The organism is Virgibacillus natechei, from assembly GCF_026013645.1.
Lineage (GTDB): Bacteria > Bacillota > Bacilli > Bacillales > Amphibacillaceae > Virgibacillus_L > Virgibacillus_L natechei.
In genome coordinates this window covers 1,274,870-1,287,524 of sequence record NZ_CP110224.1, presented here as the reverse complement: position 1 = coordinate 1,287,524, position 12,655 = coordinate 1,274,870, and the positions used below count along the sequence as shown (strand labels likewise).

Below are 12,655 nucleotides of genomic sequence, written 5' to 3'. Positions count from 1 at the left end.
CTTTTGGGGGTAACCACCTTCCTAAGATGGAGTCACTCGCTTTTTATTTATTAATTTGTTGTATTCGGGAATATTCGTTCAACCATATTATTGAATTGATCAAAGAAACCTTGAATCGGTTCGCCTTGATTTACATCATCCACATAATTATTCGTTAAATCAAAGAATTCAGGATTTGTTGATACGTACACATTGTTAATATCATTATCAACAGAAGTCACAATATCTTCAATCTCTTCTCTTACGTCGTCGCTAATTGCATCATCAAATCGGTCATTATTATCTTGGTTATTGGTATTTCCATCATTCATTTGGTTACCTGTAGTACCACCTTGGTTCGTTGTGCCGTTTTGGCCACCTTCTTGATCATTACGTTCTCTGTTATCCGTATCCAGTCCAGCTGCAACATATGCATTATTATCAGTAGTTAGTACATATGCTTGATCAATTTCATCCACTTCATTCGTTATTTGATCTGCAGCTTCTTCAGCAACATCAAATCGGTCATTTCCTTGTCCCTGATTCGTATTTCCTTGATTATTATTTATTTGGTTTGGGTTTCGATTTTGATTACGATCGGCATTTCTTTCCATTGTATGGTCACGATTACCAGTCATACCCTCTCCAGTATTTCTTTCCGTATTGGTTCCGGTATTATCGTTATACCTAGTCTGTTCAACATTGTTCGTACCCGTTGCTCCTTCTTGATCTTGCGTACCATCATCGACATTTCCACATGCTCCAAGTGCTATTATAAGCACTGCTAAAGCGCTAAATAATTTCCATTTCATTGATTTATTCCTCCTTTACTATTTTGCTTTTAGTATGGAGCAGGGAATTATTATTATTCTTTTGGTTTTAAACCTATTTTTGGTAATCACACCATGCATTATGTTCCAGTCATTATATATCAAAAACGGGAAAGCTATTAGTATCCTTATTTTTAAGGAGGGGAAAAATGGACATTCCGGATTATGATAAAGCACTGTATTATACACTATGGGGACAATGGGATGATTTACTTGTAGTCATGGTACGAACGGAAGATGACATGTTATCAAAAAAGATCCAACTTTTCTTAAATGCTTACCATTATTCGTTGGACCAATCAAAAATAATGAGCTCTCACGATAATCTTCTTTATTATATAGACCATGCAATGAAGTATGAACCTGCGATTGTAATGGAAATATAAAGAACAGAGGCTCATCCTATTGGGGATGTGCCTCTGTTTATATAAAATTAATTTTTTTATTCTTATCATTGTTTTTTTACCTGAATGAGGGCTTTCCTTACCTCTTATCTAATCTTGTTGACCTTGATCGTTGTTTGATTGTTATCATTTTTAGAGTTAATTTCTCCATTTTTTTCTTCCATCTCACTCGGATGTTGATCTCTAGACTGTGGTTTTTCTTTCTCATTATTATATTTCTCTGGGTTTACCACATCGCCTTCTGAATGGTTTTCGGTGTCCATATTATAAAAATTAGTAATAATTGCTCTTTCTTCATCATTCACCGAATACGCTTGAGAACACTCCACAGTTGTATTATCTTCTTTTAATGCAGTAGCCAAAACTTCATTCATTGATTTGTTATTATTTTGTGCTGTATCCCGTAATCCTTTTGGTACATGAAAGGATGCAATTTGCCATTCGGTATCATCCATTGGAAATTGCATTTTTAGAGGTTCAGGTATTGAATTGCTTTCTTTGCCTTCTTTAACATAACTAACACCTACAAGCATACTTTTTTTGTCATTTATAAATTCTGTTTCCTCACTCTTATCCATTATCATCTCGATTACTTTATCCACTTGTTTATTCTGATATGCTGGCATTTCCCTCACAATCGTTGACGCTTCATTATTCAAAGGACGGATAGAATGCACAGCCATATCTTCATCCACCTCTAATTCAATACTAGGATTAATTTCAACATTTACATAAGCATATGTTTCATTTTCTCCCATCATTAAATAGAGAGGCACAAATAGGAACACGAATAAACAAACCGTAACAAGCAATTGCGTTGGTACATTCCCTTGTTTCATTTGTTTCATTGGATTAGCAAAGATGAATAACTTCTTTTTCTTATTTAGTAATGTATAGGAAACTTCAGCACCAATAACTGTGCGTTGAATTGGCATAGCTTTTTGAAACATGCCCTCTTTTGTCATGATAATGGTATAATGACGATGTTGCTCCATTACGATTCCTTTTTTCACTGACCCACCCCCTTTAGGTAATCCTGAAGATATATATAGTCTCCACTGAGGACGACAAACATCGCTAATATAAATTTGCGATTTCGTTCCAGCGTTTTCTTACTTACATTTACAACACTCACTAATTCCTTAATTGGTAGCTTTTTCTTTTGCATAACATATTTTCTTAACTGATCATTCTCATAAAGCAGCCTAGCTATTCTAACAGCCGAATCACGAGCATCCTTATGCTTTGGCGATACTTCTGTCAAGTCTTCCAGTGTTAACTTGTAAGCTTTCAGTTTCTCTTTAAAATCTATAATTTCCTCTCTACGATACCAGGCATCCTGCTCTATCTGATACTGCTCTTTAACAGCGACAATTTCTAATGGATTTTCCATTTGTTCAACATCATACGTTTCATCTAACGACACAGCAGCTGGTTTTTTTTGAATATAGCGAATATAATCTATTACTTTCCGCTTTACGACAAGCTTTGCAAAGGTAAAGAAAGAGCTTCCTCTTTCAGCTGAATAGGCTAATATGGCCTCATTAAAACCAGATAAACCAATACTGAACTCATCATCTCGCTTTGGATCAATGTATCGTTTACAAACTTCAGAAACACATTTAGCGATAAATGGTTGGTACATCTTTAAGAGATAATTCTGAACTGTTTGATCCCCTTGTTGTGCTAGGGTTATCATTTCATTTAGGGGTGTGTCTTTTACTGACTTGCTCATTATCAATCCAAAGCACCCCCAGCCATTATAAAATTCGTTTTATCCATTTTCTTTTTGACTGTATCTATTAGACATTTATTTTTATGTAAGCAATTTGCTTTATTATTATTATTATATATCATCATGATTCACCATCTCTAATTCTATAATTTATAACATTCAACAGTGTTTAATATGTATAATGATAACGTACAAGCCCACTCGATAGATAGATCAAAACAATTACAGTTTCGTTAAAAATTAATTACCAATATGACGATAACATGTTTTTTATGTATAAATTTAAAATGTTACATTTTTTCTGAGATATTAAATCAAATTAAAAATGCCCCCAATTAGCGAGAGGCATTTGATCAAATTCGCATATTATATTGTTAGAAGCCTTGCTTATCCCCAAACTTTATGGTGATAACCAAAGTCCCGCACTTATGCAGGTAGGAAAATTATACTTTCTTACTTATCTGCGTAGAATAAATCAAAGATCACTTAAGATTTCTTCTTTGCTCTTATATAATTTACTCTGTTTCATTTCTTCTAGTGATCCTTTTACATATATATCTTCTTCAAACCAATCGACGGATTGTATGTCCCCTGGAGTATAGACAATATATTCTTCTTCAACCATACTTTCATTGCTTTGTACCACGATGTATTGTATTTTCCATTGTTCATCGTCATAAATCATATCTGCAACTCTTCCTACTTTTCCATTATCGGCATGTACTTTATAATTAATCGTCTCGTTTTCACTTCTTAAATCATAATCCTGCCCGTTCATTTGTTGGTCATATTTCATTTGCTCTTTAGTCGGTTCTTCTCCTTTAGATGTAGATAACGGACCGTATTCAGGCCCCCACAATGCGTTTCCTATCCAATACCTGCTCCAACCATAATAATCAATTAAGGAGTCTTCAACATCCTTTGATATCGGATTTTCCTCAGGAATGGCGGGACTATTGCGAATTGCTTCTTTATCATATTTCACTTCCAGGTTCTCATTAGATTCATTCAGATTAATAAAGGCTGTAGGGGACAATAGTACCCTTCTACCTGGAAGCCACTTTCTTGTGTCAACTACAGCATAACGTATAGCCCATTGTGTGTCGTCAAAATACAGGTCTCTTATTTTCCCCATTTCACCATCAGAAGCATATATATGGTATGTTTTTAATTCTGTTGTGAAGTATAACATGGACTTAACACCTCCAAACGTTTATAGTAATTAATACCCTTTTTCGTTTCATATCAAACAATAGAAAGGGGATGTTACCCTTTCTCAAACAGATATAGCTGCTAAGAACTGATATGATCCTAGCCTCTACTGAAATTCATAATAATAATCAATTGGCACCAAAAGTCCAACATTTCCATGTGTTTCATGATCCAGTGTAGCGAATATAACACCAATCACTTCCCCGTCATCATTTATAACCGGACTTCCGCTGTTTCCGCGATAAACAGGTGCCTCAATCATCAATACTTCTTCTTCCCAACTGGCTAATTGAGTATAACCTATCATATTTCCTTTATTGGCAATCCCATTAAATTGTAAAGGGTTACCAATAAAATAGATGGGATCATTTACCTCGAAGGCAGCTTCATCAGCGAGTTCCAGATACGGCAAATATTCAGCTGCTTCTGTCTCTAGGACTGCTATATCAATTTCTGGATAGGTATCCACAACTTCTGCTGAGAAAAGGCCATTTTCCGGAAAAGCGGCAGTGACACTCTCTTCTCCTTCTATAACGTGATGATTTGTTAAAATGGTCCCTTCTGCTGAAATAGCGAAGCCTGTTCCTTTATTCTCATCCGTTTCTATTACCACGACTGCTTCCTTATAGGATTGAATTTCTTCATTCGTTGACAACTCAGCTGATGTAATCAAAAAATCAATTGCTGGGATCGAGAATGTTTGCGGCAATAGCGCTATTACATTGAAGACCATAACAATCGCAATAAGCCAAAACGGCCATTTAGGAAATCGTCGTGTTGTTTTTTCATCACTTTTATCCTGTTGCGCTCTCTCTAAGGCTTTCTCACGTTCTTCCTGTACGAGTTCATAAAGCTCTTCGTCATCAAATTCTTCATACAAATCCTCATCTATAATATCAGGTTTCTCTTTTTCCTCATCATAATCCATAAGTCACCCCACAAAAAACGCTCAATTCTTCTTATATTTTACAAATCCAAAAATCATATTTACTTTCTCTATCGTATCATGATCAGAAAAAAAGTAATAACAACTTACTACTCGATATTCTACAAAAACTTCTTTCATTAGGCGTTTATGACTTACAAATGTTTTCGGTGGGATGAGCATTTACGCGCAGTCCCAGGACGTGCCGTATTTAGTCGACCTGTCCTTTAAACTACGAAAAAAATAACTCATTTAAATGAGTTATTCACTGTAAGGTTATTTGAAAAAGGGACTATTACGCATTCGTTATATTTTTATTTTTGCGATTAAGACCCAAATCTATCATTTTTTCAATTTTCTTATGAGGTACATGTGTTGACCGAGCAATCTCTTCTATTGACACGTGAGGTTTTTTATTAATAAAACTTGTAACTCTTTCATTTTCCACAAGACAAGTTGCGCACATCGTAAATGGGCCACTTTCCATTCGCATTTTACACAAACGACAATTACGAACTATCTCTCCCATTTCGTCAACCTCCTCATCAATTGTTTTATCTATCTTACATCATTCGGCAAATAGAGACAATTAACTTTTAGAAAAATGAGTCATTTATACTATGATTGAATTTAAAAAAACAGTTAATCTAATTGATTAACTGTTTTTCAATATTATCCATAATACTCTTCACTTTCATTAATATCCTCTGCAACCAATCCAGACAATACATGAACACGTAAAATAAAACCTACCACTTTCTCTTCTTCATTTACAACCGCAAGAGGAAACATTGACTCTAGCGCTTTTGGAATTAAATCATTCACATATTCATCTTGTTTAACTACTGTTACATCATGACGCAGAACTTCTTCCAATGTTTGCTTTTCCTTTATACCTTTGATGGCATCGTCAATGGTAATAATACCTTGAAGGCGACGCCCGCGATCGACAACAAACACACTGGATATTCCGTTTTCCTCCATTTCCTTCACAGCTACATTTAAGCCATCTTTAATGGAAACCAGCGCATTTGGCTTAATCATAACATGCTCTGCCTGGAATACTTTCGACCGATCAATATCCTTAATGAATTCAGAGATATATTCATTTGCAGGTGCTTCAATAATTTCCTCTGGTGTCCCAACCTGTACAATTCGACCATCTTTCATCACAGCAACTCGATCACCTATTTTAAATGCTTCATTTACATCATGCGTAATAAAAATGATCGTTTTTTGCAATCTTTCCTGGATATCTAAGAGTTCCAACTGCATTTCACGACGAATTAACGGATCAAGTGCACTGAATGGTTCATCCATCAATAGTATTTCCGGATCATTTGCCAAAGCACGAGCTAAGCCAACTCGTTGCTGCATCCCACCTGATAATTCATCCGGATATTTATCTTCATAGCCTTTCAATCCGACATTTTCAATATTTTCCATTGCAATTGCATGACGTTCTTCTTTTGATACATTACGAATTTCCAACCCATATTCAACATTTGCCAGTATCGTTTTATGACTAAATAAACCAAAGTGCTGGAAAACCATTGCTATTTTTTCTTGCCTTACTTTTTTAAGCTGTTCATTATTATATTTTACAATATCCTCCCCATCAAGAAAGATAGAACCAGTTGTTGGTTTGTTCAATAAGTTAAAGCACCTTATAAAGGTTGACTTACCACTGCCTGACAACCCCATAATAACAAAAACTTCCCCTTGCTTAATATCTAACGAAGCATTGTACACACCAACTGTATGATTGGTTTCTGCTAAAATTTCTTCTTTAGACTTTCCATCTTTTATCATCGGAATAACAGATTTCGGCTTTGGGCCAAAGATTTTTGAAACCTCTTCTATTTTAATTTTTGACATTAATTTACACCCCTATGCTTTTGAAATTTATCTGCTACTCCGTTCGTAATGCGGTCAATTATAACAGCTAAAAATACAATACTAATACCTGCTTCAAAACCTAATGCGATATCAATACGATTGATCGATACTAGTACTTGCTCCCCAAGTCCTGAGGCTCCTACCATGGAAGCAATAACAACCATTGCAAGTGCCATCATTGTTGTTTGGTTTACTCCAGCCATTATCGTTGGCAATGCTTGTGGCAATTGAATTTTTCTCAGCGTTTGCCATTTTGATGAACCAAACGATTCAGCAGACTCGACTACTTCCTTGTCTACACCACGAATAGCTAATTCTGTTAAACGAATAACGGGTGGCACAGCGTAAATTAACGTTGCAAAAATAGCAGATACATTTCCTAATCCAAAAAAGAAAATAGCTGGAATCAGATAAACAAAACTTGGCATTGTCTGCATGGCATCAAGAAGCGGTCGCATCACATTAGAGAACCCTTTACTAAATGCCATCCATATACCTACAGGAAGTCCAATTATTAAACAAATCAATACGGCTGAAATAATAAGAGAAATTGTCACCATCATATCTTCCCATAAGCCGAATGTCCCTATTATGAATATAAATAAGCCATAAAGGCCACCTGATAATATCGATTTGAAATACCAACCTAATAAAATTACAATCAGAATAAAAAACCACCATGGCATCCATATTAAAAAATCTGAAATCCCACTAATCGTTCGAGATGCTATAAAAAATATTAAATCAAACAAACTCTCAAATGTTGTATCTAAAAACCCTACAAATTGATCTGCATAATCACCTAATTGTGTACGTATATCAGGAAAACTTCCCATATAATTATTTCCTCTCTGTTATTTTATTAATCGTTTATACTGCTTGTTCGTGCAAAAATATTGTTCTTCTACAGTTTTAAGTGGAAAAGCAGCTAACCCACGGCCAGCTGCTTCTATGTTATTACAAAGCTTCTTTTACTTTTTCAGCAATTTCGTCGGAAACCCAACTTGTCCAAATGTCTTCATGTTCTTCCATCCACCAGATTGCAGCTTCTTCTGGGTCGGCATCGTTTTCATCCATATAGGTTAAAGCTTGCTCCGTAAGATCACTGTTCGTCTCATAATTACTCAAAAACTCTACGACATCAGGTGCTTGTTCTGGTAAATCCTTATGAACGGCAACCGTAACATCATTTGGAGGAAATTCTGTCGCTTTTGTTTCTTCCCATATTTCTTCATCAAATGCAGGCTCTTCCAATAGTGTTAAATCATATTGTGCTGTAACTCCTGTAGGTGACCAGTAATAGCCAACCCAAGCCTCTCCTGATTCATATGCATCTGTAAGAGAAGCTACAATAGCAGCATCTGAACCTGGCATAAAATTATTTAATGTTTCGTCCAAACCATATACTTCAAATTTCGCATCAATGGCTTCTTGCACAGCCCAACCACTTGGTGCATTGATAACTCTCCCACGCTCTGGATCTTCTGGATCTTCAAACACCTCAGGATAATCTTTTAGATCTTCTACTGTTCTCAAATCAGGTGCCATTGGTTCAATATCACGCTCCGGATCACCTTCAATAACATATGTTGGTACATACAACCCTTGGTCATTATCATCAAAGTTTACAGAAATCTCTTCGATATCACCAGCTTCAATCGCCTCTTCGTAGATTTCTTTTATGTTATCCGTCCATGCTTCCATGTAAACATTAATGTCGCCATCAACAAGTCCTTGAAACGTTGCTGCAGTTGTTCCTGCTGTTACATCTGTATCCTGATCATAACCTTCTTCAATGATCATTTGTGCAATACTATTATGAACACGGTTACTGTCCCATCCCGCATCAGACAAAACAATGGTGTCAATGTCACTTTCCGTTCCCGTATCATTTTCTGATTCCGTATCATCACCACAGGCAGAAAGTACTACTAAAATAAAAATAGAAAATAAAACGATTAATTTCTTTTTCATAAATATATTTCCTCCTTTATTCTTCCTTTGATTGGTTCCCTGAAGTATTGTTGAAGTTGCAAAAGCCTAAAAAACATAATTTTTCTAAGTTGAAATATGTAATCCGTACAGGTGAAGGTTATCAAGCTTAGATTGTAAATGTGGATCGATTCCATTTACGAGGACAATGTATCATGAAATTTCAGGATCTTTTTACTACATTATAACCTTACCTAATTCGACATAAATCTACAAATCTACTTAACAGTTAAAAGATAGCAAAAATAGTGGTTATATTGCATTACATTCATAATATTGGGTGATATCAGCTATATAAGCTATTTACCTCGCTATAACTTTGAATTGATTATTATTTGGATATGAGTCAAAATGTTCAGTTTTCTCGTAATATTCCTTTTTAAATAATAAAATCTCTCTTGGTAATCAACCAGGAGAGATTTTCTATAATTAGTATGATCACATTATCAGTAAATCTTCTTCTATCCTTTTCTTGTTTCATTTATGATTGCTATAACCCGTTCCCGTGCCTTTTCACTTTTATAATCTTGCATCGTTTCAATCATTAGCGGTGCAAATTCTTCCAATTGTAGCAGTTCTTCTACTAACGACTCCTTTGATAATGCTTCTTCTTCCATGGATCGCGCGTATCTTTTTTCCGTAAATGACTTGGCATTTACAATTTGATCTCCTCTACTAGCTCCTATTGACAGCGGGATAAGAAGCATTGGTATTCGCAATGCCAAGAACTCAAAAATTGCGTTTGAACCTGCGCGTGACAATACATAATCCGTCGCCGCGAATATATCCTTCAATTCTTCATTCACGTACTCAAATTGCGCATATCCATTTTCATTAATCGACTCGTCAACCTTATCGTGACCACATATATGAATTATTTGAAATGAAGGTAATAACTTAGGCAAACTAGCTCTTACTGTCGTATTAATTTTCTCGGAACCACCGCTCCCCCCCATTATTAGCAGAACTGGTTTATCTTTTCTGAGACCTGCGAATGCTAAGCCTTTTTCCTTATTCCCTTGGTACAGTTCGTCACGAATCACAGCACCAACGTACGCTGCTTTTTTCTCAGGTAAGTATTGCATGGTTTCTTCAAATGTTGCCAGGACTTTTTTGGCAAAAGGAATCGCAATTTTATTTGCTAGTCCTGGTGTATAATCGGATTCATGAATGACTGCTGGTACACTCCGTAATTTAGCGGCAGCAACAACAGGAACAGACACAAAACCTCCTTTGGAAAATATAATTGTAGGTTTTTGTTTTCCAATAATACGCCATGCTTGCATGGTTCCTTTCAATACTTTAAATGGATCTTTAAGGTTCTCCTTGGATGCATAACGGCGCAACTTACCTGTTGAAATCGGGTGATAGGTAACACCATCCAATTGTCCGATAAGCTTTCTTTCAATTCCATCCTTTGACCCTATATAATCAATTTCCCAACCATCGCGCTGGTATGATGGAATAAGTGCCAAATTAACAATTACGTGACCTGCCGTTCCACCGCCAGTGAAGAGAATTCGCTTCTTTTTCATGAAATGTTCTTCCTCTCTTTCGCATTGCGAAATAAAACAGTATAATAATCTTTATGACTCTCTCTATCCTATAAGAAATCATTAAAAAAAGGAAGCATATTATGTATGAAACAAAGGATAACAAGAGAAAAGTTTAAGGTATTCTGTATTATTCTAATTCTATTCTGATAACCCAAGTTGGTATGTATTTAATGTTGGATTAAGTAGTGGCGCAATTGCACTTTTGTGGCGTCTGCTATCTTTAGTCGACTTGTCCGTTAAACTGCGATAAATTGCTATATATTAAAAAACCGCCTAAATTGGCGGTTTTTTAATTGCATTATTCATCTACAGGAAAAGCCCAACTACCGTTGCTGACAGTGTTGATGCCAATGTAGCTCCGATAAGAAGTTTCATCCCAAATGCCGATACAGCCCCTGCTTTAGTACTGTCAATTCCCTTAACCGTACCTGCAATTATCCCAATGGATGAGAAGTTTGCAAAGCTTGTTAGGAACACCGTTACAATACCGACTGTTTTTTCGGACATTGTATCAAGCATCGGCTCGAAACTAAGCATAGCAACAAATTCGTTTGTTACAATTTTGGTTCCCATTACGGATCCAGCTTCCACTACCTCACTTGGAGCAATACCCATTAACATACCGATTGGTGCAATAATGTAACCTAGTATCTCTTGCAAGGTTATTCCAGCAAACACTAATTGAATTAACCAGTTGACTAATTCCAATGATGCAATAAAAGCAATTAACATGGCGGCAACAATTAAGGCTATTTTACCACCTTCAAGTGCACCATTTCCCATTGCCTCAAAAACACTTCTATCCTCTGAAACATTCTCCACGTCTACATGATCTTCTTCCTTCGAAACATTAACAGGTGCAATAATAGATGCAACCATTATAGCACTAAACATATTCAATGGTAATGCTACGAGTACATATTCAGGTGGCAGCATTTGCAAATAAGCACCCACGATTGAAGCTGAAACAGAACTCATAGCTGATGCACTGACAATGTATAAGCGATTATTATTTAAATGGTGAAATTGTGAACGAATCGCTATCAATGCCTCTGACTGTCCAAAAAAGATACTATTAACAGCATTAAATGATTCTACTTTTGGTAATCCAGTTATTTTAGAAATAATTCCACCCAAGTATTTAATAATCGGAGGAAGTATTTTTAAATACGTTAAGACGGAAAGAATTGTTGCAAAAAAGATGATGAGTAATAGAACATCAAAGAAGAAAACGCCACCTTCCTGAAGTTCAAATCCACCTACCACAAACATGATGCCTTCTGTTCCAAATTCAATTAATTTATTAAAACCTTCCGCTATACCATTAATAATCGTTTGTCCAATTTGAGTTGTAAACATAAACCAGGTTATTATTAGTTGTGCTAACAACATAATTCCAATGCCTTTATAGTTGATATTCTTCTTATCATTCGACATTAAGTATGCTATGCCCAGGACAATAATAATAGCCAAAAGCCCTAGTATAATCCCCATTAGGTCTTCCCCCTCTATTTTTTGTAATGGTTTTCATTTATAATTACAAGATTATTGTAACAAGTGGTCAGACGTCATGCAAATGTTTATTTTTTCTGTTTCTTCTACTAGTAGTAATACCCTGAAAACCGCTTTAGTAACATGCTTTTTCTAAAACGTTGTGTTTAAAATCCTCATGTCTTAGTAGACACCGCAATGTGCGCGCGGAACAACTGAGCGTCCGCGGAGCGAATGACTGCCACGTTTTTAGTCCTGCGGAAACCCTATTCAGAGTGAGACGACCTGAAAAACCAAAGAACAAAAGCGCAAGCGCCCGTTTAGCAACGTACAAACTGCGCCCGCACATCGCGGGTGGTTCAACGTTGCCACGCAAAGTGGCGGTTTTAGTTGAACTTCCACTGCCGCAATGAGATAAAGGAAACACGACGAACGAAGGGAGTCGATGTTGACTTTCACCACAAGGGTATAAGTGCGACTAAGCCTCTGGCAGAGCCAATCGGCAAGTCTTCTTTTCACCCACAGGGCATAAGTGCGACTTTACTTCTGCCTACGCCTGCCGGCTTGGCAATCAGTAAGTCTTCTTTATCGTAGTGGAGGAGTGTGAAGTTTGATAGTTGCTGGGCGCTGGA

12 protein-coding genes are annotated in these 12,655 nt (G+C 36.3%); 1 reads left to right on the top strand and 11 read right to left on the bottom strand.

All coding sequences use genetic code 11. From position 1 onward, the window contains the following. Window positions 1-50 precede the first annotated feature (50 nt). A complete protein-coding gene (locus OLD84_RS06845) occupies window positions 51-791 on the bottom strand; it encodes a YhcN/YlaJ family sporulation lipoprotein (RefSeq protein WP_209463300.1) in 741 nt (246 codons plus the stop codon). Window positions 792-958: 167 nt separating this feature from the next. Here OLD84_RS06845 and OLD84_RS06840 point away from each other — a divergent pair, with 167 nt between their 5' ends. Then, a complete protein-coding gene (locus OLD84_RS06840; RefSeq protein WP_209463299.1) occupies window positions 959-1,195 on the top strand; it encodes a YhdB family protein in 237 nt (78 codons plus the stop codon). Between the two features lie 104 nt (window positions 1,196-1,299). Here the strand turns inward: OLD84_RS06840 and OLD84_RS06835 are convergent, their stop codons facing one another. The 10 genes from OLD84_RS06835 to OLD84_RS06790 form a co-directional block, all read right to left on the bottom strand. Then, the gene (locus tag OLD84_RS06835) at window positions 1,300-2,226 is read right to left on the bottom strand and encodes an anti-sigma-I factor RsgI family protein (protein ID WP_209463298.1); all 927 of its coding nucleotides are present in this window, start codon (window positions 2,224-2,226) and stop codon (window positions 1,300-1,302) included. Further along, window positions 2,223-2,948 carry an RNA polymerase sigma factor SigI gene (gene sigI / locus OLD84_RS06830; protein WP_209463297.1) on the bottom strand — a complete coding sequence of 242 codons (726 nt, stop codon included), beginning with the start codon at window positions 2,946-2,948 and terminating at the stop codon, window positions 2,223-2,225. Before sigI ends, OLD84_RS06835 begins: the two co-directional genes overlap by 4 nt. Window positions 2,949-3,423: 475 nt before the next feature. After that, window positions 3,424-4,140 carry a PRC-barrel domain-containing protein gene (locus tag OLD84_RS06825; protein WP_209463296.1) on the bottom strand — a complete coding sequence of 239 codons (717 nt, stop codon included), beginning with the start codon at window positions 4,138-4,140 and terminating at the stop codon, window positions 3,424-3,426. 126 nt (window positions 4,141-4,266) lie between these two features. Then, window positions 4,267-5,088 (bottom strand): S1C family serine protease, encoded by an 822-nt coding sequence (locus OLD84_RS06820; protein WP_209463295.1) that lies wholly within the window; start codon window positions 5,086-5,088, stop codon window positions 4,267-4,269. A gap of 292 nt (window positions 5,089-5,380) precedes the next feature. Next, complete coding sequence (locus OLD84_RS06815) at window positions 5,381-5,614, bottom strand: hypothetical protein (protein ID WP_209463294.1); 234 nt, start codon at window positions 5,612-5,614, stop codon at window positions 5,381-5,383. 143 nt (window positions 5,615-5,757) lie between these two features. After that, the gene (locus tag OLD84_RS06810) at window positions 5,758-6,963 is read right to left on the bottom strand and encodes a quaternary amine ABC transporter ATP-binding protein (protein WP_209463293.1); all 1,206 of its coding nucleotides are present in this window, start codon (window positions 6,961-6,963) and stop codon (window positions 5,758-5,760) included. Then, on the bottom strand, window positions 6,963-7,820 hold the full coding sequence (locus OLD84_RS06805) for an ABC transporter permease (RefSeq protein ID WP_209463292.1): 858 nt from the start codon (window positions 7,818-7,820) through the stop codon (window positions 6,963-6,965). The genes OLD84_RS06810 and OLD84_RS06805 overlap by 1 nt, the downstream gene beginning before the upstream one ends. 121 nt (window positions 7,821-7,941) lie before the next feature. After that, window positions 7,942-8,958: an ABC transporter substrate-binding protein gene (locus OLD84_RS06800; RefSeq protein WP_209463291.1), complete on the bottom strand. Its 1,017-nt coding sequence runs from the start codon at window positions 8,956-8,958 to the stop codon at window positions 7,942-7,944. A gap of 479 nt (window positions 8,959-9,437) precedes the next feature. After that, on the bottom strand, window positions 9,438-10,511 hold the full coding sequence (locus OLD84_RS06795; protein WP_209463290.1) for an undecaprenyldiphospho-muramoylpentapeptide beta-N-acetylglucosaminyltransferase: 1,074 nt from the start codon (window positions 10,509-10,511) through the stop codon (window positions 9,438-9,440). A gap of 327 nt (window positions 10,512-10,838) precedes the next feature. Further along, a complete protein-coding gene (locus OLD84_RS06790; protein ID WP_209463289.1) occupies window positions 10,839-12,026 on the bottom strand; it encodes a NupC/NupG family nucleoside CNT transporter in 1,188 nt (395 codons plus the stop codon). Window positions 12,027-12,655: the final 629 nt, after the last annotated feature.

Bases quoted from the DNA above. Each gene is read 5' to 3' on its own strand.
- OLD84_RS06800 (WP_209463291.1), bottom strand. From the start codon at position 8,958: ATGAAAAAGAAATTAATCGTTTTATTTTCTATTTTTATTTTAGTAGTA.
- OLD84_RS06840 (WP_209463299.1), top strand. From the start codon at position 959: ATGGACATTCCGGATTATGATAAAGCACTGTATTATACACTATGGGGA.
- OLD84_RS06795 (WP_209463290.1), bottom strand. From the start codon at position 10,511: ATGAAAAAGAAGCGAATTCTCTTCACTGGCGGTGGAACGGCAGGTCAC.
- OLD84_RS06810 (WP_209463293.1), bottom strand. From the start codon at position 6,963: ATGTCAAAAATTAAAATAGAAGAGGTTTCAAAAATCTTTGGCCCAAAG.
- OLD84_RS06845 (WP_209463300.1), bottom strand. From the start codon at position 791: ATGAAATGGAAATTATTTAGCGCTTTAGCAGTGCTTATAATAGCACTT.
- OLD84_RS06805 (WP_209463292.1), bottom strand. From the start codon at position 7,820: ATGGGAAGTTTTCCTGATATACGTACACAATTAGGTGATTATGCAGAT.
- OLD84_RS06825 (WP_209463296.1), bottom strand. From the start codon at position 4,140: ATGTTATACTTCACAACAGAATTAAAAACATACCATATATATGCTTCT.
- OLD84_RS06815 (WP_209463294.1), bottom strand. From the start codon at position 5,614: ATGGGAGAGATAGTTCGTAATTGTCGTTTGTGTAAAATGCGAATGGAA.
- OLD84_RS06790 (WP_209463289.1), bottom strand. From the start codon at position 12,026: ATGGGGATTATACTAGGGCTTTTGGCTATTATTATTGTCCTGGGCATA.
- OLD84_RS06820 (WP_209463295.1), bottom strand. From the start codon at position 5,088: ATGGATTATGATGAGGAAAAAGAGAAACCTGATATTATAGATGAGGAT.
- sigI (WP_209463297.1), bottom strand. From the start codon at position 2,948: ATGAGCAAGTCAGTAAAAGACACACCCCTAAATGAAATGATAACCCTA.